The 23,325-nt window shown below is 72.1% G+C and carries 14 protein-coding genes; 8 read left to right on the top strand and 6 right to left on the bottom strand.

Annotated elements, in window-relative coordinates; genetic code table 11:
* Positions 1-290: 290 nt before the first annotated feature.
* The 3 genes from CMC5_RS05955 to CMC5_RS05945 are packed head-to-tail and all read right to left on the bottom strand — an operon-like array spanning position 291 to position 5,658.
* Positions 291-1,643, bottom strand: a complete 1,353-nt coding sequence (locus CMC5_RS05955; RefSeq protein ID WP_050429500.1) for a hypothetical protein — start codon at positions 1,641-1,643, stop codon at positions 291-293.
* Positions 1,640-3,205 carry a hypothetical protein gene (locus CMC5_RS05950; protein WP_156338255.1) on the bottom strand — a complete coding sequence of 522 codons (1,566 nt, stop codon included), beginning with the start codon at positions 3,203-3,205 and terminating at the stop codon, positions 1,640-1,642. The genes CMC5_RS05955 and CMC5_RS05950 overlap by 4 nt, the downstream gene beginning before the upstream one ends.
* Positions 3,202-5,658, bottom strand: coding sequence for an MMPL family transporter (locus tag CMC5_RS05945; protein ID WP_050429498.1), 2,457 nt, complete (start codon positions 5,656-5,658; stop codon positions 3,202-3,204). The genes CMC5_RS05950 and CMC5_RS05945 overlap by 4 nt, the downstream gene beginning before the upstream one ends.
* Positions 5,659-5,829: 171 nt before the next feature.
* Between CMC5_RS05945 and CMC5_RS05940 the strand changes: the two genes are divergently transcribed.
* Together CMC5_RS05940 and CMC5_RS05935 are read left to right on the top strand one after the other, a co-directional pair.
* A complete protein-coding gene (locus CMC5_RS05940; protein WP_050429497.1) occupies positions 5,830-6,441 on the top strand; it encodes a peptide deformylase in 612 nt (203 codons plus the stop codon).
* Positions 6,442-6,450: 9 nt separating this feature from the next.
* Positions 6,451-7,272: a PP2C family protein-serine/threonine phosphatase gene (locus CMC5_RS05935; RefSeq protein ID WP_050429496.1), complete on the top strand. Its 822-nt coding sequence runs from the start codon at positions 6,451-6,453 to the stop codon at positions 7,270-7,272.
* Between the two features lie 187 nt (positions 7,273-7,459).
* Here the strand turns inward: CMC5_RS05935 and CMC5_RS05930 are convergent, their stop codons facing one another.
* Positions 7,460-9,610: a toll/interleukin-1 receptor domain-containing protein gene (locus CMC5_RS05930; protein ID WP_050429495.1), complete on the bottom strand. Its 2,151-nt coding sequence runs from the start codon at positions 9,608-9,610 to the stop codon at positions 7,460-7,462.
* Positions 9,611-9,636: 26 nt separating this feature from the next.
* On the bottom strand, positions 9,637-11,091 hold the full coding sequence (locus CMC5_RS05925; protein WP_050429494.1) for a UDP-N-acetylmuramoyl-tripeptide--D-alanyl-D-alanine ligase: 1,455 nt from the start codon (positions 11,089-11,091) through the stop codon (positions 9,637-9,639).
* A gap of 408 nt (positions 11,092-11,499) precedes the next feature.
* On the opposite strand from CMC5_RS05925, the gene CMC5_RS05920 reads away from it, so the two are divergent.
* Complete coding sequence (locus CMC5_RS05920) at positions 11,500-11,715, top strand: amphi-Trp domain-containing protein (RefSeq protein ID WP_050429493.1); 216 nt, start codon at positions 11,500-11,502, stop codon at positions 11,713-11,715.
* A 129-nt stretch (positions 11,716-11,844) separates the two neighbouring features.
* On the opposite strand, the gene CMC5_RS05915 is transcribed toward CMC5_RS05920, so the two are convergent.
* Positions 11,845-14,007: a TrbL/VirB6 family protein gene (locus CMC5_RS05915; protein ID WP_050429492.1), complete on the bottom strand. Its 2,163-nt coding sequence runs from the start codon at positions 14,005-14,007 to the stop codon at positions 11,845-11,847.
* A gap of 1,258 nt (positions 14,008-15,265) precedes the next feature.
* Here CMC5_RS05915 and leuS point away from each other — a divergent pair.
* From leuS to CMC5_RS05885, 5 genes are all read left to right on the top strand, one after another.
* The gene (gene leuS / locus CMC5_RS05905; protein ID WP_082362270.1) at positions 15,266-17,830 is read left to right on the top strand and encodes a leucine--tRNA ligase; all 2,565 of its coding nucleotides are present in this window, start codon (positions 15,266-15,268) and stop codon (positions 17,828-17,830) included.
* A gap of 533 nt (positions 17,831-18,363) precedes the next feature.
* Positions 18,364-19,461 carry a S1 family peptidase gene (locus tag CMC5_RS05900; RefSeq protein WP_082362269.1) on the top strand — a complete coding sequence of 366 codons (1,098 nt, stop codon included), beginning with the start codon at positions 18,364-18,366 and terminating at the stop codon, positions 19,459-19,461.
* A gap of 66 nt (positions 19,462-19,527) precedes the next feature.
* Entirely contained in the window at positions 19,528-20,139 is a 612-nt protein-coding gene (locus tag CMC5_RS05895; RefSeq protein WP_050435737.1) for a penicillin-binding protein activator LpoB, read from the top strand.
* 8 nt (positions 20,140-20,147) lie between these two features.
* Positions 20,148-21,506, top strand: a complete 1,359-nt coding sequence (locus CMC5_RS05890) for a COG3014 family protein (protein WP_245678320.1) — start codon at positions 20,148-20,150, stop codon at positions 21,504-21,506.
* Between the two features lie 258 nt (positions 21,507-21,764).
* Positions 21,765-23,273 carry a C1 family peptidase gene (locus tag CMC5_RS05885; protein ID WP_156338253.1) on the top strand — a complete coding sequence of 503 codons (1,509 nt, stop codon included), beginning with the start codon at positions 21,765-21,767 and terminating at the stop codon, positions 23,271-23,273.
* Positions 23,274-23,325: the final 52 nt, after the last annotated feature.

The following is a 23,325-nucleotide window of genomic DNA, read 5'->3' as shown; positions in this document are numbered from 1 at the left end:
CGAGAGAAGCGTCGTGTCGTGCCCAGTGACGTACGTGACCTGGATCATAGTAACCAAGCGGGCCTCTTCTGCAAGGGTGCAGAAGGCTCATGAGACGATGGGCGCGTGGTTTCGATCCGTGTCAGGCAGCTGTGGCCAGGGGGACAGGCCTCCCGGACCACGACACCCGATCCGCATAGAGCAGAGGATGGGACCCAGGGTGGACGAAGAGGCCCCATTCCAGGATGGCCATCCTCCCGAGGCCGTCCGTCCTCCTGTATTTCCTGGAGGTGGACCCTCGCGTCGGCGCTTCACCGCTTCGGAGCGCGACGGTAGCTGGCGCCGAGATCCCACCCACCATCTCCCGCCGCTCGACCGAGGACCAGGTCCGGCATGTGCGCGCCGGCCACCTTGATCTCTCCGAGCACCCCCACCCGCAGGGACGTCGTGAGGGAGCGGGCCGGCGTGCCCGCAGCGAGGCGAGGCGGGTGACGCGCGAGGTCCACGCCTCGCGCGCGATCTTCTGCCGTGGCCAGGGCCAGCAACGCCCCCAGCGCGCCACTCCCCGCCGGACGCACGAGGTCGATCGCGAGCGCCGCGCCACGCGCGCGACGCCGCGCCAGCTCGGTCCGCGACACGGGCGCCGCGGTCACCTCGTGACCTGGCCGCGAGAGTACCGGCGCGACGGCCTGCGCGATCTCCACGAGGTGAGGCGACGTCTCATCGACGAGCAGCTCGGTCGCAGGCCCTCCCCAGGCAGCATCACCACGTGCGGCAGGCAGGGCCCCGAGCGCGAGGTGGGCCAGTCGCTCCGGAGGCACCGCCTCCGCGAGCCGCTGCGCCACGCCTGGCTGCCCGAAGGCCCCCGCCTCGGCCCCCGTCACGAGAACGACCCAGGCGACCGGCCCCAGATCGAAGCGCACGCTCCCCTTCCGCGCGGCGTGCAGGCCGGCGCCGAGCCAGCCCACGTCGTCCCGCTCCGCCTCGAACTCGCGGAGTGACGTGGTGAGATCATCCGATCGCACCACGTCGATCGCGTCCAGGAACGAAGCGCCGCGCGCGGCGTTGAGGTTCCGCGTGAGGTTCATCCGCCGTGCGCTCAGCTCGGCCCGAAACGGCCCTGTCGCATCGGGTGCGAGTGGCGAGAAGCTGCGCGGAAGGAGCGCAGCCAGAGGTGTCGCGAGCGCTCGCGCCAGCCGCTGCGGGTCGGCCCCGGAGAAGAGGACCGCCAGCGGATCGCGCGGGTGTGGGCGTGGCTTCGGCACGTCTGCGAGCGCCGCGGCGGCTCCGCGTGCCCGCGCCCGCTCCACGGAGAACACCACATCCCGCGCATCGAGCGCCACGCCGCGACCCGTGCGCAGACCTTCCCGGAGCTGCACCACCGCAGCCGTCCCCTCTCGTCCAGGGAGCGCCGCAGCCAGCGTCGGGTATGCGACGCCGTTCCCGTCGAGCGCGTACAAGCTGTCGGCCACCGCCGCTCCGAACAGCGCGGCCAGCGGATCACGGATCTCGTGGGGATCGAGGGACGACGTCGCCCACGGCACGTGGAGCGCGAACCGGCCGCCGAGCGGCGTGCGCCCCATGGCGTACGCGCTGCCGTGCCCCAGCGCGGCGGAAGCGAGCAGCGCCGCCTGCCCGAGGAACCGCCGCCGACCGATGCTCACCGGACCACCCAGATCTCGTCGCTCGTCGCCACCACGAACGGTGCCCGCCCGGGACCATCGGGTGGACACACGGCCACCGCATGAACCCCCGCGGGCGCCGGCAACCGCAGCGCCTCCTGCAGCCGATCGTCCCCCTGCGCGACCGCGCTCGCGCCTCCCTTCGGTCGCCCCTGCGCACGCCGCGGCCAGCTCCAGACCACCACGGCGTCGTCGATCGCATTCTGCACGTCGAGACTGGCGAGCACCTCCGGCTCCCCATCCTGATCGAGATCGCCGAGCGCGATCTGCGCGCCTGCACTGGAGAGCACCTGCCGCCGCCCGCTGCTGTCCCGCAGCTCCAGGGCGCCCCGCTCTCGACCGGCCCACACCAGGAGAGGCTCACCGCTCGACGACAGCAACCGCGCCGACGCCAGCGCATCGTACTGCCCACCCACCGTGGCCGACGCTGGCGCCGGATCCTCTGCGACGCACCGCGCGAGCGCCCCGCTCACGCTCAGCCCCCCGACCCGGGTACACGCCGAGCCCCCACCGTCCGGCACCGCGAGCCCAGGCAGCTCCGCCAGCACCTGCAGCGCCCCATCGAAACGCACGCTGCGCGCGCGATCCGTCAGCCCCACGTCCACGAACCCCGGCAGCTCGTCTCCACCTTGCTCCCGGGTCACGAGCGTCGCGAACCCCACCGGCTCTCGCCACGGCGTCGGATGCACCCCCACCAGATCCGCCCACGAGCGCGACAGAAGCGGCACGACCTTGCCGCCCGAGAGCCGCAGCAGCGACACACGGCGACGACTCACGCTCACGATCTCGGGTCCACCATCCCCATTCACGTCACCGCAGGCGAGGGCCACCACGTCCGACTCGAAGTTCCTGGCGCGCTCCACGGACAGCGCCGCCGTGAGCGACACCGGCGCAAGGAACGAGCGCACCTCCGCATCGAGGCTCGCCTCCGCGTAAGCATGCGCAACGGGCCCCGGCTCCGGATCACGAATGCGGGCCCACACCGTCCGTGGGACCGGGTACACGTCCGCCGTCACCCGCAGCTTGCCGACCGCGATCTCCACCCCGAGATGCACCAGCCACGGCGCCCCCGCAGCGGTCGCGCGCGCAGCCGAGAGCGCCGCGGGCTCCACACGCGCCTGCGTCCCTTCCCCGAGACGCCCGGCGAGCTGCGCCGCGAGCAGCGCGGTGAGCTGAGCCCCCCGCGGCGCTGCCGCATCGCTCACCAGCGGCGCCGTCACCACCACCGCCGCGCGGCCTGCCGGCAGCAGCGCGCGCGCGATCGCATCGACCACCCGGCTCACCGCCGGCCGCAATGGCGTCGACGCCGCATGTCCCGCACTCCCCTGCGCCGGCTGCCCTGCGCTCCCTGGCGCCGTACTCCCCGCGGCCCCTTGCGCTGGCTGCCCCGCTCCAGCGGGCGCGGACGGAGCCGCCGCTGGACGCGCAGGCGTCTTCTTGTCTCGCTCCGCCGACGCCCCCCTCGTCGGTGCGGACTGCGCGAACGTCGGCGCGGCCAGGGAGACACCAGCGAGCACCAGAAGAAGACGGGGCGACGGATTCATCGGCGATCGGATCCCGCCATGCTAGCAGGCGCGGGCCACAGCCGGAGACCTGCCGGCACCACCACCAGCGCGATCACGAGCCCCACCACGCTCCCCAGCGCCCCCACCCGCCCCAGATCACGCAACCCATCGAAATCGCACGTGGCGAGCGCCACGAACCCGGCCGCCGTCGTGAGCGCCGTCGCCGCCACCACCGGCCCCTCGCGCCGCAGCGTCTCCCGGATCGGATCGCCCCCCTCCGCCTCCACGCGCCCCGCCCGGTGGAGCAGGAACATCCCCTCGTCCACCGTGATCCCCAGCAGCACCGGGATCACCAGCGCATCGTACACATGCAGCGGCACGTCCAGCAGCCGCGAAAGAACGAGCACCGTCGCGATCTCCACCGCCACCACCAGCGCCGCCAGCACGATGTCGCGCTTCCGCCGGAGCGACAGCGCGAGCGCCACCACCACAAGCACGCCCGCGCACAGCCCGATGCGCGGCAGATCGCGCGAGAGCGTCACCTTCAGCGACGCCTCCAGCCGGCTGTAGCCCGTCAGCGACGCTGCCGGATCCACCTCCTTCACCACCTGCTCGATGCGCGCCATCGACGCACGGTCCCGAGGCCGCACGTACACCGCCGCCAGGTGCTCATCGCCATCCTGTGCCAGGTAGCGCGAGAGGAGAATGGACGCCGGACTCGCCCCCAGTGCCTCCAGCGACAGCTCCTGTCGCGCTGGCGCGCGCATCCCGGCGAGCACCCCCTCGAAGCGCGCCGGAGCGAACCCCGTCTCCACCAGCGCGCGCTCGAGCGCATCGGCCCGCCCGGGAAGATCGAGCGCATCCCGCGCCGCAAAGCGCTCCAGCTGGGTCGCCGACGCCGGCGCGAGCGCCGTCAAGGCATCGACGGCCTCCACCTCCTCGCGCATCTCGGACAGCCGCTCCGCCAGCCGATCCGCTCGGCCCCGCGCCCGCTCCTCCTCGGCGTCCTCGACGAGCACGATCCACTGACCGCTCTTCCCTCCGAACGCCTCGAAGATCGCCTCCTGCACCTGCAGCGGCGCGAGCTTCGCCGGCCGCACCGCGATGAACGCATCCGCCAGCGGCGGCGCTGCCCCCAGCGCGACCGCGACCAGCGGCGCCAGCGCCACGAACGCCATCGCCACCGCGCGCCCCCGCGTCTTCGTCAACGCGTAGGCCCCCTCCGTCCACGGGGGCACCTGCTCCTTCGGCGGCGGCTTGCGCTCCAGCCACGCCCCCAGCGCTGGCGTCACCACCACGATCGCGATCGCCGTGAGCACCTCCCCCGCGGCGCAGAGCAACCCGAGCTGCCTCAGCGCCGCGATGTCCGACAGCGAGAGCGCGGCGAACGCCGCCGCGGCCGTGACGGCAGCGACGAGCGTCGGCCTCCCCGCCCGTGCCCGCGCCACCCGCGCCGCCTCCTCGGGCGACGCCCCCTCCCGCCGCGCCTCCAGCAGCGCCGCGTACACGTGGACCCCCGTATCGACCCCCACCCCGACCACCACCGACATGAACGCCACCGCGATGGCGCTCAGTCCCCCTGGAAAGACCGTGGCCAGCGCCGCGGTCCACAGGGTCCCGAGCGCCAGCGGCGGCAGCACCGCGAGGAGCGCACGCACGCGTCGGAACAGGAGCGCGAAGACCACCGACGCCAGCAGCATCGACAGCGTGCCCGACCACGCCAGATCCCGGTTCAGCATCTGCTCGGTGGCCGCCGCGATCGCGTGACCCCCCGTCAGCCCGATCCGCGCGCCGGGATGATCCACCCGCGCGTCCTCCATCACCGCCTCGGCGTCCTCCACGAACGCCCGCGCGTCGTCTCCGCGCAACGCTTGCCCCTTCGGCTGGGCCAGCACCAGCCGCGCGCGACCATCATCGGTCGCGAACGCCCCATCCGGCCGCGTCCGCACCCCCGCGCCGATGTCGCCCCCCTCGGCCACCAGCTGCCCGAGCCGCAGCGGATCGACCGCGAGCGTCTCCGCCAGCGCCCCGCTCCCGGGCGCCAGGAGCAGCGCCCGCGTCTCGGCCAGCCGCTCCCGCATCCCCTCGGGCGTCAGCGCCGCCGCGAGCCGCTCCCGCGCCCGCGCGTCCGCGTGCCGCCACAGCAGCCACGGATCCAGCGCCCGCGTCGTGTCCACCCGATCCGCCGCGCGCTGCACGCTCGGCCGCGCCGCAAGCTCGCGCGCGATCTGCGCCGACGCCGCCTCGGCCACCGCCGGGTCCTCGGCCTGCACCAGCACGAACGCCAGATCCCCCCCACCGAACCCACGCACGTACCGGCGCAGCGCCGACGCTTCCCCGCGCTCGGGGAGCAACGACGCGATGTTGGGATCGAGCCGGAGCCGGAACGTGACCGCAGCGAACGCGAGCACGGTGAACACCGTGAGCAGCGCGATGATCAGCGGTCGACGACCGAAGCGAACCGGACCGGGGGGAGCTGGGATCGAAGACATGCCGGAGGCCGGGCTTGTACACCGAGCGGCAACGCACGGGGGCGCCGTGATGCGCACCGGGCCCGTCCCCGTGCGCCATGTGCGCGCCCGGGGTGAGCCACACACCCACGCGCCCGCCTCTACCTGGCCGGCATCGCTTGACAGCGACCTCCACCGCGGCACCGTGGACCCATGAAGCTTCCGAAGATCGTCCAGGCCGGGGATCCCGTGCTCCGGACCCCGGCCGCCCCCGTCCCCGCGGAGATGATCGGCACCCGCAAGCTCAAGGAACTCGTGAGCACCATGGTCGAGGTCATGCGCAAGGCGCCGGGCGTCGGCCTCGCTGCTCCCCAGATCGGCATCGGCCTCCAGATCATGGTCCTCGAAGACGGCGAAGCCCTCATGGGCAAGCTCAGCGTCGAGGACCGCGAGGTCCGCGGCCGCGCCCCCTTCCCGCTCACCGCCATCGTGAACCCCACCCTCACCCCCCTCGGCAGCTCCCTCGCCAGCCCTGGTGGTGCCGGCCGCGCCACGTTCTTCGAGGGATGCCTCAGCGTCGCTGGCTACATGGCCCTCGTGGAACGCGACCTCCGCGTCGAGGTCACCGGCATCGATCCCGACGGCCAGCCCATCCGCTGGGTCGCCGAAGGCTGGCCCGCGCGCATCCTCCAGCACGAGACCGACCACCTCCGCGGTACGCTCTACGTCGACCGCATGCTCACCCGCTCCTACTGCAGCAACGAAGAGGCCCAGCGCTGGATCAATCTCCCCGTCGCCGAGGTGCGCGCCGCGCTCGGCGTGTAGCGCCCATCCATGGTCTACCGCGACGCCCCCGTCGGCCCGGCGCGCCTCCTCTTCGCCGCGCGCACCGACACGGGGCCGCTCCGCACCGCGAACGAAGACGCCTACCTCATCCTCTCGCTCCGTGACCGCGCTCCCTGGACCTCACCCCCCAACGAAGCGCGCCACGCCGGCAGCATCGAGACCGACGCCGGCCTCCTCTTTGCCGTCCTCGATGGCCTCGGCGGCGCACGCGGCGGCACCGAAGCCTGCCGCATCGCCATCGAGGCCGTACGACGTCGGATCCACGCCGGCGTCAGCGTCGGCCACGCCGCCCTGCGCCGCGCCTCCATCGAGGCCCTCGAGGAAGCGAACCGCGCCGTCTTTCGCGCGTCCACCACCCTCATCTCCCTCACCGGCATCGGCGCCACCGTGACCGCCGCCGCCATCGCCGGCCGCTGGGTCCACCTCGTCCACGCGGGCGACACCCGCGCCTACCTCCTCCACGAGCAACAGCTCCAGCAGATCACCCGCGACGACTCCTTGCTCGACGGCACCCGCGAGCACCACGTCCCCCTCGAGGAGCTTCATCACCTCCCCCGCACCGTCATCACGCGCGCGCTCGGCATGCAGGAAGAAATCATCCTCACCGACACCAGCATCGAGCTCGGCCCGCGCGACCTTCTTCTCCTCTGCACCGACGGCGTGCACCGCTTCCTCCCCGACCCGACCTTGCAGGCGCTGCTCCGTCGTCACCCCGATCCCGCCGACGCGTGCGAGGCCCTCATCGACGCCGCCATCCGCGCCGGCTCCAGCGACAACCTCACCGTCCTCCTGACCCGCATCGCGTCTTGATTCACACGGCGGGGGCACGCGCCCCCGCCGCCCCGCCGAGCAAAGCTCGTCGGGGCCCCGCCACCCCGCGATCCGCTCGGGAGATCTGGCATGTCTCGCCGCTTCGGGCCTGACCTCGTTGCATCGGGAAGCGAGCGAAGTTCCCGGCCGTATGGATCAGGAACCGCATCAGCCCCTCGCCCGAAGCTCACGTGTCTTCCGGGAACTCCTGGTGCAGCGCCGCGATCAGGTCTGCCCGCTCGATGCTCAGCCACGCCGCGCTCGCCATCTCCAGGTGCTGACGCCGCTCATCCACGCTCGGCGCCACCTTCGCCAGCCGCCGGTGCGTCTGCCCGATCGAGTAGGGCGCCGGCACGCTCGTGTACAGCGACAGCGCCAGCTCGAACGCCGCCTGCGCGTCCGCGAAGCGCCCCTCGCGCCGCGCCACGTCGCCGAGCCGCTTCGAGCAGTTCGCCTCCCCGAGCACATCGCGTGACCGCCGGTAGATCCCTCGCGCCAGCTCGTACGACCGCGCCGCGTCCTCGGTGCGCGAGAGCGCGAGCGACAGGTTCCCCAGCCCGAGCAGCGCGTTCGCCTCCCGCAGCTCGTCGCTCGCTTCCCGCGCACGCGCCAGCGCCCGCTCGTACCACCAGCGCGCGTCCTCTGGCTTGCCCTGATCCAGCGTCAGATCGCCGAGCCGCTCCAGGCACCCTGCCTCACCGCTCGCGTCGCACAGCTCGCGGTAGATCGGCAGCGCCTGGTGGTAGCGCAGCACCGCGTCCTCGTCCTCGCCCCGATCGAGCGCCGCCTCGGCCAGCCCCACCAGACAGGCCGCGTCGCCGACGGGATCCCCAGCCTCGCGGAACCGCTCCAGCGCTTGCTCGTAGTGCAGGATCGCCATGTGCGGCTTCGCCCGGTCCAGGGCCAGATCCCCCTGGCGCTTCAAGCAGCTCGCCTCCCCCACCACGTCCTTCGCGTCCTGATAACGCTGCTGGGCCTCCCCGAACTGCTCCTGCACCACGGCCAGATCGCCCAGCCGCCGCAGGCAGTACACCGCGCCCGCTTCCTCTTTGATCTGACGGTACAGCGCGAGCGCGTCCCCGTAACGCGCCACGGCCTCCTCGATCAGCCCTTGCTCCAGCGCGAGATCCCCGAGCCGCCTCCGGCAGCGCGCCTCTCCGGCCACATCGCGCGCTTCCCGGTAGAGCGGCAGCGCCTGCTCGAACCGCTGCCGCGCCTCTCCGATCTCCGGCGCACGCCCTGGCCCCACGAACCCACCCGCGGCGCCCTCGCGCGGCCGCCCTTCCCCGCTCACCGGCCGCACCCACATCGCCAGATCACCGAGTGCCCCGAGGCATGCGGCCTGACCCGCCACGTCGCCCCCTTGCCGGTGCATCGCCAGCGCCCGCTCGAACAGCCCTTGCGAAAGCGGCAGATCCCCGCCGCGCAGTGCCGTCCGTGCCAGCGCCTCCAGGCACCGCGCCTCCCCGCCGAGATCCGCTCCCCTCCGGTAGGACCGCAGCGCGTCCTCGAAGCGCACCCGCGCCTCGCCTGGCTGACCGAGCCACAGCGACACCTCACCGAGCCGCTCCAGGGTCCCCGCCGCGCCGCACGCATCCCCTGCCCGACCGAACGACGCGAGCGCCTCCTCGTAGTGCGTGCGCGCGTCGTAGTGCCGCCCCCGGTCCGCGTGCAGATCACCGAGCCGCTGCGCCAGCGCCGCCACCTCGGCCACGTCGTCTTCGAGCCGCGCCGCCTCCAGGCTCAGCTCCAGATCGCCGCGCGTCACCGGCGCCTGCGCCTGCTGCGCCTCCACCGCCGAGGCGATCCACTCCGTCACCGCGGGCAGCACCACCTGTGGCGCTGGCTCCTTCCCCGGGGGGCGCGGCGCTGCGCCTCCCCTCCGGATCACCGCCATCTCGTCGACGGCCTTGCGCAGCTCGCGCATCACCACCGTCCACGCCTCGTTCCGATCCGCCTTTGCCGTCACCGGCCGCCCATCGCGCGGCACCGGCACGAACCCGCTGAACGGCGCCTGGTTCCACGAGCACTCCCGCAGGATCACCGGCAGCACACGCATCGTCCCCGCCGCGTGCTCGGCCAGCGCCCACGTCACCTCCATGCTCATGCAGTAGGCGGACCCGAGGAAGTGCGGGCTGATCAGGAACAGCACCACCTGCGCGCCCTTCAGGTGCTCGCTCACGCGAGCGCCCCACGCGTCCTCGTCTCCCAGCCGCCGATCGCGCCAGTCGGCGATCGCACCACGGAGCTGCAAGTACGTCAGATGCGCAGCAAACTCGTCACGCAGGGACTGATCCTGCTGAGCGTAGGCAAAGAAGACGCGGATAGGAGTCGCCATGCGTCGGTTGGGCCGGAGGCCACATCCTACCGACGCTCACGCAACACCTCCACTACGTGCTCCATCTTCACGCCACGAGACCCCTTCACCAGCACCAGGTCCCCCGACCTCGCCCGCGCCAGCACCTCCACCGCAGCCTGCTCCGCCGTGGCCACGAAGACCGACACCGCCCCCGCTGCCGCCGCAGCCTTGGCCGTGCGCGCGGCGTCCCCTGCCACCGCGATGACGGCTGCCGGCCCCACCGCCGCCGCCTCGACCCCCAGGGCGTCGTGCTCCTCGGCCGACAGGGCCCCGAGCTCCCGCATCTCCCCGAGCACCAGCAGCAGCCGCCGCCCCAGCGACACCGACAGCTCCGCCGCCGCCCGCAGCGACGCCCGCATGGACACGGGGTTCGCGTTGTAGCTGTCGTCGATCACCACCGTCCCATCGGGCAGCTCCACCGCGGCGAGCCGCCCGTCGGAGAGCGGCTCCATCCCCGCCAGCGCCTTCTCGGCCACCGCCTCCGTCAGCCGCTCCCCGAGCAGCGCCTCGACGACCGCCACCGCCGCCACCGCCGCCAGCGCGCCCGCCTCTCCCAGAAGCGGCGCCCACAGCGCGAGCGCCTCCCCCTCGCGCTCCACCTCCACCGCACAGCCCTCGAGCCCCACCGGCTTCCGCCCCGTGATCCGGTACGCCGCCCCCTCGGCCTGCCCGTACCCCACCCGCCGACCCGCGCTGGCCCGCCCGAGCTGGAGCACCACCTGCGGATCGTCCGCATTCCCCACCGCCACGCCCCCGACCGGCAGCGACGCGAACAGGTCTCCTTCCTCTTCCGCCACCTCCTCCAGCGAGCCCAGCCCCTCGGTGTGCTCCACCCCGATCGTGGTCACGACCCCCACATCCGGCTGCGCAATCGCCGAGAGGGTCGCCACCTCGCCCCGACAGTTCGTGCCGATCTCCACCACGGCGAACCGATGCGCCTCCGTCAGCCCCAGCAACGTCATCGGCACCCCGATCGCGTTGTTCAGGTTCCCGGCCGTCGCGTGCACCGCGCCCCGGCCGACGCCCTCCGTCACCGCGCGCAGGAGCGCCGCCACCGTGCGCGTCGTCGTCGTCTTCCCCGCCGACCCCGCCACCCCCACCACCGCCCGCGCTCCCGCGGGGTGCGCCGTCGACCCCCAGCGCGCCCGGTGCGCTCCCGCGAAGGCCCCGAGTGCCGCCAGCGTATCGGGCACCAGCACCACCCCGACCCCGGCCGGCACCGACACCTCGCGGCTCACCACCACCGCCGAAGCCCCTCCTCGGATCGCTTGCTCCAGGAACTGGTGCCCATCGAAACGCTCCCCGACCAGCGCCACGAACGCGGCGCCGGGCGTGAGCCCCCGACCATCCGTGGAGATGCCTCGCACCTCAGGCCCGGGCTGGAGCACACGACCCCCGCCGATGCGGGCCAGCTCGTCGAGGGTGAAGGGAGCGACGTTCCGAGGGATGGGAGTGGCCATACAGCGCCCGGATCACCAGCACGTTCCGAGGCATCCGGGCAACCAAGCGGCGGCCGTCGCTCCCGCAAAGCCCTGGGCGCCCCTCCTTCATCGCGTCGCCCCGTCGCTCCCCTCGCTCCCGTCGCCCCTCCGCCCATCACTCCCGTCGCCCCGTCGCTCCCCTCGCTCCCGTCGCCCCTCCGCCCATCACTCCCGTCGCCCCTCCGCCCATCGCTCCCGTCGCCCCTCCGCCCATCACTCCCGTCGCCCCTCCGCCCATCGCTCCCGTCGCCCCTCCGCCCATCACTCCCGTCGCCCCTCCGCCCATCACCTCGCCTGGCGCCGGGACATGGCGAGCATGGCCGCGACGGAGGACCACCGCCCCTTGACGAACGATGCCACCACCGCTGTGGTGCTCACGGAGGCGACATGACCGAACGAGACGTAGACCGACACTGTTCGACCGACGAGTTCATCGCGACGCTGCGGCGCCTCGCCGACGCGCTCGAGCAAGGCGAACCTTTTCGCATCCAGGTCGCAGGCAAACGCTTCACGGTGCCTGCCGGCGCGGAACTCGTCATCGAGCACGAGCTGGAGGGCGGCGACGAAGAACTCGCCTTCGAGCTGCGCTGGAAGAACGGCTGACCTGCACCCCGCGCGGACGCCACGCGCCACGCGCCACGCGCGCCGCAGGCTCTCTGCACCGAGCGGCCCTCGGCGTCACGCGGGCCCTGCGCTCACCGAGCGCGGCGCGGCGACGCCCGAGGCTTCAGATCACGGCTGCTTCCGCTCGCGATCGACCTCGTCGTAGATGTCGTCGCTCTTCGGCTTCGGCTTCCACATCTTGACCGGCACCACGGCGCTCGCCGTGGGGGCCGCCGCCGTTTCGGTCACGGTCGGCTCGGGCTCCGGCATGGTGAAGCCGATGGAGATCGGATCACCGCTACCGCCTCGCGACATCGCCAGGATGGTCACCAGCACGCCCACGGCCAGCACGAGCACGATGACCAGCCCGATGATCAGCTTGCGCTGACCGCCATCACCACCTCGCCGGGGCGAGACCGCTGCTCCTCCTGGATCCGAAGTCCCTGCAGTGCCGCCCGCGAGCTGCGCGTCAGAGCGCGCGCCGGGCACTGCCCACGGACTCGCAACGGCCTCCGCGCCCTCACCGGGTCCAGCGACCACGTTGACGACGTCACCCGTCGCGATGTCACCCGAGACCAGGCCCGCTGCGCCCGACGTCGCGCCGCCAGGCACGAGTCCCGCTGCGCCCGATGTCGCTCCACCGGGCATGAGCCCTGCCGCGCCCGATGTCGCTCCACCGGGCATGAGCCCTGCCGCGCCCGATGTCGCTCCACCGGGCACGAGCCCTGCTGCGCCCGATGTCGCGCCGCCAGGCACGAGCCCAGCTGCACCCGACGTCGCGCCGCCAGGCATGAGCCCAGCTGCACCCGACGTCGCTCCACCGGGCACGAGCCCAGCTGCGCCCGACGCCGCCGCGCCAGGAACGAGTCCCGCTGCACCCGACGTCGCCGCGCCAGGCACGAGTCCCGCTGCGCCCGACGCCGCGCCACCGAGCAGCCCCTCTGCAGGGACGGCGCCGTGGAGCATGCCGGAGGGCAGCGACCCGGGAGGCGTGCTCGGGGAGGCCGAGATGGGCACGCCGTCGGTCGAAGCAGGGCCACTTCGACTGCTGTGCGGGGAAGAATCGGGGAAGAGTGGGAGCTCTCCTGGAGCGCTTGCCCCCTGGGCGCCTCCGGGCACAGGGCTCACGCCCGCCAGCGCCGGGATCACCGTCGCTGCGCCGTCTTGCGGGGCTGCACCGGGCGGCGCACCGAGCCCAGGGCCGCCACCGCCCACCGCCATGACGGTGGTCGACTTGGGCAAGGGCGTCGACGACGAGGAGGTCGACGGGGAGGGCGCCGGCATCGTGCCGCCCGCGGGAGGCGCGGGAGGCGCGGGAGGCCGATAGCCAGGATCGGGCGGCGCCTGCAGCACGCCCGTCGGCTGCGTTCCACCGCGAGGCGACACCATGGGAGGAGGTGGCGGCTCCATCGCGCCCATGGGCGGCGCGGGAGTCTTCAGGTGCAGCGGCGCCATGGCGGGCTGCGGCGCTGCGGGGGATGCTCCCCGCGCAGGGACGAACGGCATCACCGGCGTCGGCAGCGGCAGGCCCGCCGCCGCCGTCACGTTGCCCAGATCGAGCCCTGGCGACGGCATCGCCACGCCGCCATGCATCGCCACCGCACCCGGGGGCGTGATCCGTGGCGTCGGGAGGGCGCCCGGAGGCATCGTGTCCTCGTTCACCACGATCGCCCCGACCGGGGGCTTCACCGGGAACTGACCAGGACCGAACCCACCAGGCGCCTGGGCTCCCGCTCCACCATAAGAAGGGTGACCCCCGGGCATCTGCGGGGTCGCCGCGAAGTGCGGTGCTGGCGCCGCCGGCACCTGAGCGCCGCCACCGTACTGAGGCGCCGGCACATACTGCGGAGGGTTCTGGTGACCCGAAGGCGGCGGAGCGCCATACGCCTGCTGCGCACCGTAAGCCTGGCCATGCGAGGCCTGACCAGGCACCGCAGGCATCGTTTGCTGAGGTCCGCCGTAGCCGGGCTGCGCGCCATAGCCAGGCTGGCCGCCATACCCCTGCTGAGCATCGTACCCGGGCTGCGCGCCGTAGCCGGGCTGGCCGCCATACCCCTGCTGCGCATCGTAGCCAGGCTGGCCGCCGTAGCCGGGCTGCGCGCCATGGCCGGGCTGGCCGCCATACCCCTGCTGCGCGCCATAACCGGGCTGGCCGCCGTAGCCGGGCTGCACGCCGTAACCGGGCTGCGCGCCATAACCGGGCTGCGACGCGTGCGGCGCGCCGTACGGGTTTGCGGAAGGGCCGGGAGGAGGCGCGGCGTACGCCTCGGCATGCGGCAGCACGGACTTCACGAGCGTGATCGCGGTCTGCTCCGCCGCCTGCGCGTGAGCCGCTGGCGCTGCTGGAGGAGAGGCCGCTTGCGACTGAATGCCCAGTCCGTAAGGGACAGACAGGCGTGTCAGTGAGCCCGGAGACTGGAGTGGAGGGGCGGGTAGAGGTCGAAAGGGTCCCCCGGAACCGGGCACCTCCGCTCCGTACGCTCCCGATGAGTGCGGAGGACCCGGTTGCGCCGCGCCTTCGCCCCCCGGGCCTGCCCATGAAGAATATTTGTCGGTCATCCGCGCCGGAGGGGCTCGCTTCCGCCAACACGCCCTGGCAGCGCCACTGTACCTCCAATCGAGGATCGCGGGCTACCGTTCCGACGCAACGTCGACGGGCCCCATGGATCCGGTGGAATGGCGGATAAATCCGCCCGGATCCGTCCGCGACCCCGACGTGAGCGGCCCGGAAAACGGAGATCCTGCAAGGCGTCATCAGAATGTCGCCAGAATGTCGACGAGCAAGGAGGACGGAGGCCCCCTCGGTCCAGGCTGGCGAGCAGGCCAAGCTGGTGTTGGTCCGTCGAGGGTGCCGGTCGTCCGTCGAGGGTGCCGGTCGTCGAGGGTGCCGGTCGTCCGTCGAGGGTGCCGGTCGTCGAGGGTGCCGGTCGTCCGTCGAGGGAGGCTGTCGCCAGGGACCCGGCCACAGGGAGCCGCTCACTAAGGACGAGGGAGAACGCCGGAGGGTCCTTCGGGGTGGGACTCCCCGGGGTGGGATGCGGCGTGCTCCGGCTCAGGTGGGACGCGGAGCGCGTCGACGGTGCATTCGTCGTCTCCTGCACCTTCTTCGCATGCGCAGAAGGTCCGCGCGTCGTCTCCTGCACCTCCTTCGCATGCGAAGAGGCTCCGCGCGTCGTCTCCTGCACCTTCTTCGCATGCGCAGAAGGTCCGTGCGTCGTCTCCTGCACCTCCTTCGCATGCGCAGAGGGTCCGCGCGTCGTCGCGGGCGACGTTTTGCACCTCCGCCTCCACGGAGACCTCGGTCTTCATCCCCCTTCACGGACACCTCGGTCTCCAGAGGAGGGACGTACTCCCGCAGCGCGGGTGTGATGCGCGCGAGTCCACGGAGAAATGCGCTCGCACGGCGATGTGGAGCAGGTCCTCGCGCCGTTCACCGGGCATCTCGTGGCGTCCTGCGGGTGCGCGACCCGTGACCTGGCCCCCCCTCTCCGACATTCGGCTCGGCCGCTTCCTCGCAGAGCCAGGGCGGCGGTGGTATGAGGTCCGCGTCATGTCCGCCGAGCAACCGAGCGCCCCCGGGGAGCCCAGCGCCGCCCCACACACCGCCACCGACGAGAGCAACGAGCCGCGCGAGGTGGCACGCTACGACCACCTCGAGGTCGAGCGCCGCTGGCAGCAGTACTGGGACGAGCACGAGACGTTCCGCGCCGTCCGGGAGTCCGGCTCGACGCGGCCCAAGCGCTACGTGCTCGACATGTTCCCGTACCCGTCGGGCGACGGTCTGCACGTCGGCCACCCCGAGGGGTACACGGCGACGGACATCCTGGCACGGTACTGGCGCATGAAGGGCATGGACGTGCTCCATCCGATGGGGTGGGACGCCTTCGGCCTGCCCGCAGAGCAGTACGCGATCAAGACCGGTACCCACCCGGCCGAGACCACGGCGAAGAACATCGGCACCTTCAAGCGCCAGCTCAAGATGCTGGGCTTCAGTTTCGACTGGTCGCGCGAGGTGGCGACCACCGATCCGCGTTACGTGCGGTGGACGCAGTGGATCTTCGTGCAGCTCTTCAAGAAGGGGCTCGCTTACCAGGACGAGGTGACGGTGAACTGGTGTCCCGAGCTGGGCACCGTGCTCGCCAACGAGGAGGTCATCGACGGCAAGAGCGAGGTCGGCGGGCATCCCGTCGAGCGCGTGCCGCTCCGGCAGTGGATGCTCCGGATCACGGCGTACGCCGATCGGCTCGCCTCGGATCTCGAGCACGTCGACTGGCCTTCGGGGACGCTGGCCATGCAGCGGGCGTGGATCGGGCGCTCCGAGGGGGCGACCATCTCGTTCACGGTGGACGGGTACTCGGGCGGGGCACTCGAGGTGTTCACGACGCGCCCCGACACGCTGATGGGCGTCACCTACGTGGTGCTCGCGCCCGAGCACCCCATCGCCGACTGGCTGATCAAGACGCCCGGGATCGCTTCCGACGAGCGGCGCGAGGCGGCGCAGAAGTACGTGGCCGCGACCATCAACCGCAGCGACCGGGATCGCCTGGCGTCCGCGGCCAAGGAGAAGACGGGCGTCGACACCGGGCTCCTGGCCACGCACCCCATCACCGGCGCGAAGGTGCCGGTGTGGATCGCCGACTACGTGCTCGGCGGGTACGGGACGGGCGCGGTGATGGCGGTGCCCGGGCACGACGAGCGCGACTTCGCGTTCGCGAAGGTGCACGGGCTGCCGGTCGTGGAGGTGGTCAGCCCCGATGGCGAGCTGCACGGCGCGCTGGAGGCGGCGTTCACGAGCGACGGGACCGCGGTGCAGAGCGGGGAGTTCGACGGCCTCACCACCGAGGCATGCAAGCGCGCGGTCATCGACAAGCTCAAGTCGCTCGGGCGAGGCGACGGGCAGGTGAGCTACAAGCTGCGCGACTGGGTGTTCTCGCGGCAGCGGTACTGGGGTGAGCCGATCCCCATCTACTTCCCGGTCGAGCTGGAGAGCCCCGACGGCGATCCGCGCAAGGGTGCGCCGCACCGGGTGCGCTTCGATCAGCCCATCGCCGTCGACGAGGCGGAGCTGCCGCTCACCTTGCCGGAGCTGTCGGACTTCCGGCCCGGCAACGATCCCGCGGGGCCGCTCGCGCGCGCCGTGGACTGGCGCTTCTTCCAGAAGGACGGGCGCTGGTATGCGCGCGAGACGAACACGATGCCGCAGTGGGCGGGGTCGTGCTGGTACTACCTGCGCTTCATCGATCCGCTGAACGACGCGGAGATCTTCTCGCAGAAGGCCTATGACGCCTGGATGCCCGTCGACCTGTACATCGGCGGCGCCGAGCACGCGGTCTTGCACCTGCTCTACGCACGCTTCTGGCACAAGGTGCTCTACGACATGGGCCGGGTGAAGCACCCGGAGCCGTTCACGAAGCTCGTCCACCAGGGGATGATCCTCGGCGAGGACGGCGAGAAGATGTCGAAGAGCCGCGGCAACGTGGTGAACCCGGACGACATCGTACGCGCATGGGGCGCGGACACGCTCCGGCTCTACGAGATGTTCATGGGGCCGCTCGAGGCGGTGAAACCCTGGCAGTCGGGCCAGATCCAGGGCGTGGTGCGCTTCCGCGACCGGGTACACGCCATCTGCACGAAGCCGCTGTCCGACGCGCTCCCCGACGAGACGGCGCGGCTCCTGCACCGCACGGTCAAGAAGGTCACCCACGACCTCGACGCGATGAGCTTCAACACGGTCATCTCGACGCTGATGATCTTCACCAACCACCTCGCCCCGCAGGCGTCGCCGCCCCGGGAAGCGGTGGAGAAGCTCATCCTCCTGGTGTCGCCGTTCGCGCCCCACATCGGCGAGGAGCTCTGGCGCCTGTCCGGCCACGAGGCCTCGCTCGCCTATGAACCCTGGCCCACCTGGGACGAGGCGCTCTGCGTCGACGATGTGATCGAGGTGCCCGTGCAGGTGAACGGCAAGGTGCGCGGTCGCATCTCCCTCAACAAGGACGCGACCGAGGCGCAAGCCCGCGAGGCCGCGCTGGAGAACGTTGCCAGCGCGGTGGCGGGCAAGCAGATCAAGAAGTTCATCTACGTCCCCGGCAAGATCGCCAACATCGTCGTCGGCTGAGGCGCACACGGGCGCCCTCGCGCCCCGCACCGCGACGACGGCTCTCGTCAAGCCCCTCCCCCCCAGCTTCCTGCCAGCGGCTCACCTCAGGCCTCCCTGGCTTCCTGCCGCCGGCTCCCGTCAAGCCCCTCCCCCGCTTCCTTTCAGCGACGGATCACGTCGGGTCCTTCCTCGCCTCCTCCCCGTCCCATCCCGACCTTCCCCCAGGGACAGCGCCGTGCGCGCAGCGCTGGTGACGCACCGAACGTGCTCCCCGTGCGCTGAACGGGGTGAGCGCCCCGCGCGCTGAACCGGGACGTACGTCGCAGCGGCTGGTCCGGAAGGGGTCGATCCGGAGCCCCCTCGCTCGCGCCGTCAGCAAGCGCGAGCACGCAGGATCCCGGGCCTCTCGCGGTGCATGCACCAGCGGCTTCCGTCGTCGGTGCGGCTCCGCGGGACTGGCAAGCCTCGTGCATTCCCGCGTCCGTGTGCGGGACGCGCACGCCGCTCTCGGCGACGCGCGGATCCGTACCTGGCGACGGAGATCCTGGAGGATGCTGCTCGAACGCGTCCGGGCTGGCCTGCGCTTGCCCCCCCACATCATCGCCCGCAGCCACGCGGGCACGGCGCTGATCCTGAGCGCGACCCTCGCGGGCTGCGCCTTCGCGGCGGCGCCGGACGACGCGATCGACGAGGTCGACGTCGACGGCGAGGTGCCCGTGGAGAGCGCGAGCTTCGCCATCGAGGGCGGCTACGCCGCGGCGAGCGATCACGCCGTCGTCGGCCTCGCGGTGATCGGGCCCTCGGGGCGCCTGGCGCGCACCTGCACCGGCGCACTCATCGCGCCCGACCTGGTGATCACCGCGCAGCACTGCGTCGCCACGGCGCCGGAACTCATCCGCTGTGATCGCGCGAAGTTCGGCCCCACCGACGACGCGGTGAAGGTCCACATCACCACGTCCGACGACATGTGGAGCAGCGGCGCCACCTGGACGCGCGGCCGCGAGCTCTTGCTCCCGCCGTACGGGCGGGCCGTGTGTGGCCACGATCTCGCCCTCATCGTGCTGGAGAGCCCGCTCTCGCCCGAGGAGGCGACGCCCCTCGACCTGCGCCTCGATCGCACGGCGGAGGATGGCGAGCCCTACTCCGCCGTCGGCTTCGGGAACACCAGCGGCGCGGTGAAGGACGCCGGCAAGCGGCGGCGCCGCGATGGGCTCCAGGTGGAGTGCGTGGGCTACCGCTGCGGCGACTCGGACGAGGTGGCCTTGAACGAGTGGCGCGGGAACGCCGGCGCGTGCAGCGGCGACTCGGGCGGGCCCGCGCTCGATCGCCAGGGCCGGATCCTGGGGATCACCTCCCGGGGCCCCGACGGCTGCGACGATCCGATCTACGGAGGTCTCGTCGAACACCGAGAGTGGCTCACCGAGGCCGCGCTGCGGCTCGCCGAGGAAGGGGACTACGAGGCTCCGGACTGGACCGACGGGCAGCGTGACGCCTCGGCGCGCTACGACGCCGAGCACATCGATCCACGCTGGACCTCGTGCGCCGTGTCGGTCCCGGTCCCGGGGCGCAGCGGCGGGACGATGGCGGCCGTGGCGATCGCGGTGCTGGGCCTCGCCCTCCTCCGACGGCAGAGCAACATTCCGTCCTGACCTCGACGCATTCCGTCGAGCTTCCCTGCTAGGATGCACCCCGAGCCCACGTCCTCGGAGCGCGTCATGCCTACCTCGAACCGTTCGTTCGCCGCCTTGATCGCGGCCTCCCTCCTCGCCCTGCCCGTCGCGGGCTGCGGGCCTTCCTACGTGCGTGGCAGCGAGGTCGAAGGCCTCGACGACGCCGCGATGAGCACCGGGATCGACAGGCGCGACATGGAGCAGCTGCTCCACGAGAACCTGAAGTCGCTGATGTCGTCACCCGTCGCCCGGCAGTGGGCCGCGGACGGGTCCCGGCCCACCCTGGCGATCTACCCGCTGGCGAACGAGACCAGCGAGCACATCGACAGCCAGCTCATGGCGCTGCTCTCCGACGTCGAGACCTTCATGGTCAACTCGCAGCTCGTCACGGTGGTGAGCGTCGAGCGGCAGATGCAGATGATCGCGGAGATCGAGAAGCAGCACGGCGGCGGCTTCGATCGCAACAACATCGCGGAGTACAACCGGCAGCTCGGGTCGCGCTACTACCTGACCGGCAAGGTGTTCACGGCCGACGAGCGGGCCGCGGGGGAACGCCGGGTGCAGTACTTCATGTTCATGCAGCTCATCGAGGTCGCGACGAGCGCCGTCCTCTGGCAGAACAAGGCCGCCTTCACGAAGGCCCTGATCCAGAACTGAGGGCGACCTTGGGTCGATGGCTGCACGCGCTCTCGACGGCGACCACCGCGCTCTTCCTGTCGCTGGGTCAGGCAGGCTGCGCCGGGCACGAGAGCCGCGTGCAGAACGCGCTCGCCGCGCTCAATGAGGGCAAGCCCGCCCAGGCGGCGGCGCACCTCAACGAGGAGATGAAGGTCGGGTCGAACGACGAGCTGCCCCAGCTCACTGGCGACAACCCACTGCTCTTGCTCGATCGCGGCAACATCCTGCTCGCGATGGACCGGAACAAGCTGAGCGCGCGGGATCTCGGCGCGGCCGACAAGTCGATCGACATGCTCGACATGTCGCGGACCGCCGTCGACGAGATCGGGAAGTACATCTTCTCGGACGACTCCGGGCCGTACCGGGCGCCGCCGCACGAGAAGCTGCTCATCAACACGATCAACCTGATGAACTACCTGGCGCTCGGGGACCTGAGCGGCGCCAAGGTCGAGGCGCGAAGGCTCGCGATCATGCAGAAGTACCTGCGCGATCACGAGGAGACCACGGCGCTCATCGGGCTCGGGAGCTACCTCGCGGGCTTCGCGTTCGAGAAGTCGGGGGGGGCCAGCGAGGCGCTGCTGTACTACGACGACGCGCTTCGCTACGCGCAGTACCCGTCGCTGCGCGATCCGCTGCGGACCCTGGTCCGCGACGAGCCGAAGTCACCGGGGATCAAGGCGTTGATCGGCGGCGCGGGGCCGCTGCCGTCGGTGGCGGAGACGGGAGAGGCGGAGCTGCTGGTGGTCGTCGGCTTCGGGCGGTCGCCGCGCAAGGTGCCGAACCGGATCCCGATCGGGCTGGCGCTGACGATCCTGGCGAACGACATCAGCCCTGCGGACCGGGCGCAGGCGAACGCGCTCGCGGCGAAAGGGCTGGTGACGTGGGTGAACTACCCGACGCTGACGGCGGCGCGCGGGAGCTACACGATCCCGACGTTCTCGCTCGACGGGGCGCCGGTGCGGATGGAGCAGGCGATCGACATCGAGGCCGAGGTCCGCAAGGCGTGGCGGAAGGTCGAGGGGACGGTGATCCTGTCGGCCCTCACCCGGACGATCACGCGCGTGGTCGCCGGCGAGGTGGTGCAAGGGGTCACGCAGGCGGTGGACAAGGACAGCGGCCCGCTGGGCCTCTTGCTCGGGCTGCTCACGAGCGCGACGTTGACCGTGGCCGACACGCCCGACACGCGGGCATGGTCCACGCTGCCCGCACAGATCGCCATCTCGAGAATCCGTGTGCCCGCGGGGCAACACGAACTCGTGCTGTCGGCGCGGAACGTGACGAAGCGGGCGCGGCTGAATCTGCGGCCAGGCGGGTGGGCGTTCGTGCCGATGATGGCACTGCGCTGACGGCGCGGCTGCGCTGACGGCGCGGATGCGCTGACGGCGCGGATGCGCTGACGGCGCGGATGCGCTGAAGACGCTGCGCTGACGGCGCGGCTGCGCTGACGCACTGTGCTGAGCGAGCCCTCGGCAGGTCTCGTTGGGTGAGTGCGCCCACGGCTTCTCCGGCGGGACGAATCGTTGGGTCTGCAAGCTGCTCTTTCGTTGCTCCCGGCGCGCAGCCGATCGACGCTCCGGGAGAACGCCCTCGACCCGAGCTGGACCATGAACACCTCCACGCTGCCCTTGATCGCGCTCGCACTCTCGACCCTGGCTTGCTCGTCGGGGCGCGCCACGCCCCCGCGGCAGCCTCCCCTGGCGACGTCTCCGGGAGGGATGGGGGCGCCAGCCGCTGGTGGCACGCACGGGACGACAGGGGCTCCGAGGGGCTCCGGGGCGCAGGCGTTCGGGTTCTCGACGGCGGGGCAGCCGGCCGGGGCGCAGGTGCTGCCGTTCATCCTTCGGCCAGTGAACGTCTCGGCGCTGCGCGCGCTCCAGGGGCGGCGCTGTGCGCCCAAGGAGGTCGCGCCCGACGTGTGGGTCAGCTTCGAGTGCGGGCCGGCGCAGCCGATCACCCGCGCGGTGCCGTTCGTGCCGAGCAACCGGATGGGGTTCCTCTCAGGGGTGCTCCCGGCGAACGTGGACCACCGGCAGAGCGGGTTCTCGGGGCCGATCAAGAGCCAGCAGGCCGTCGGGGCGTGCACGGCGTTCTCGCTGTCGAGCGCGATGGACCACGGCATCCGGCGGATGGGGCGGCAGGAGACGACGGCGCCGCTGCACGTCTGGTCGAAGTACGCGGTGCCGCAGATGGGGACGGCCGGGGATCGCACGACCGGCGAGGCGATCACGGTGGAGCCGGTGTGGCCTTACGATCCGATCAAGGCCTGCAAGATGATGCGGGATCCGTACGACGACTGCGGCGCGGCGTACAACGTGCGGCCAGGGTCGGGGGACTCGGATCCGGTGCTGCGCGCCGAGCAGGTGAAGGCGGATGGGCAAGGGCGCTACCGGGTCATCGCCATCGAGAAGCTCCAGACCAGCCCGGTGAACTTGCAGGAGCTGTCGGCGGTGCTGGCGGGCGGCGACGCGGTGTGGGTGTCGTTCCGGGTGAACAGCGATGCCTGGAAGAGCCAGTCACTGCAGAACGGGGTGCTGCCCGAGTACCTCCACGACGACGGGAGCGGCCACGCGGTGCTGCTGGAGGGGTACCGGACGGTGGGCGGGGCGAAGCAGTTCCTGATCCACAACAGCTGGGGGGAGCGCTGGGGGGAGCGGGGGTACGGGTGGATCTCGGAATCCAACGTGCAGCGTCATCTCCGCGCGGCGTACAAGGTCCGGGTGGCGGATCCGGGGTCGCCGACGCCGCAGCCGGACGCGTCGGGGTGCCCGGCGGGGCAGGTGCGCGACAGCGTGCTCGGGACCTGTGCGGCGCTCTGTGCGAGCGGCTCGCCCCCGGCGGCTGGCGTGTGTCTGCCGTCGCTCCCGGGCTTCTCGCCGCAGGGGATTCCTGGGTTCCCCGGGCTGCCGGCCATCCCGGGTCTCCCTGGCGTTCAGCCCGCGCCGCAACCAGGACCGCAACCTTCGCCGCAACCGGGACCGCAGCCATCGCCCCAGCCGAGCGCCTCCTGTCCGCAGGGTCAGGCGCCCGATCTGATGAGCGGTCAGTGCTTGCCGCTGTGCCCGAGCGGGATGCCTGCCATCGGTGGGATGTGCATCCCGCCCATCCTTCGCTGAAGCCAGCCGTCAGCACGTCGCCCGCCGCCAGGCGCAGGTTTCGTGCGGTCTG

It is taken from the genome of Chondromyces crocatus, assembly GCF_001189295.1.
Lineage (GTDB): Bacteria > Myxococcota_A > Polyangia > Polyangiales > Polyangiaceae > Chondromyces > Chondromyces crocatus.
This window is presented reverse-complemented; position numbering and strand designations above follow the sequence as displayed.

Excerpts from the sequence above, each read along its gene's own strand:
- CMC5_RS05950 (WP_156338255.1), bottom strand. The coding sequence starts at position 3,205 with ATGAATCCGTCGCCCCGTCTTCTTCTGGTGCTCGCTGGTGTCTCCCTG.
- CMC5_RS05945 (WP_050429498.1), bottom strand. The coding sequence starts at position 5,658 with ATGTCTTCGATCCCAGCTCCCCCCGGTCCGGTTCGCTTCGGTCGTCGA.
- CMC5_RS05940 (WP_050429497.1), top strand. The coding sequence starts at position 5,830 with ATGAAGCTTCCGAAGATCGTCCAGGCCGGGGATCCCGTGCTCCGGACC.
- CMC5_RS05935 (WP_050429496.1), top strand. The coding sequence starts at position 6,451 with ATGGTCTACCGCGACGCCCCCGTCGGCCCGGCGCGCCTCCTCTTCGCC.
- CMC5_RS05930 (WP_050429495.1), bottom strand. The coding sequence starts at position 9,610 with ATGGCGACTCCTATCCGCGTCTTCTTTGCCTACGCTCAGCAGGATCAG.
- CMC5_RS05925 (WP_050429494.1), bottom strand. The coding sequence starts at position 11,091 with ATGGCCACTCCCATCCCTCGGAACGTCGCTCCCTTCACCCTCGACGAG.
- CMC5_RS05920 (WP_050429493.1), top strand. The coding sequence starts at position 11,500 with ATGACCGAACGAGACGTAGACCGACACTGTTCGACCGACGAGTTCATC.
- leuS (WP_082362270.1), top strand. The coding sequence starts at position 15,266 with ATGTCCGCCGAGCAACCGAGCGCCCCCGGGGAGCCCAGCGCCGCCCCA.
- CMC5_RS05900 (WP_082362269.1), top strand. The coding sequence starts at position 18,364 with ATGCTGCTCGAACGCGTCCGGGCTGGCCTGCGCTTGCCCCCCCACATC.
- CMC5_RS05895 (WP_050435737.1), top strand. The coding sequence starts at position 19,528 with ATGCCTACCTCGAACCGTTCGTTCGCCGCCTTGATCGCGGCCTCCCTC.
- CMC5_RS05885 (WP_156338253.1), top strand. The coding sequence starts at position 21,765 with ATGAACACCTCCACGCTGCCCTTGATCGCGCTCGCACTCTCGACCCTG.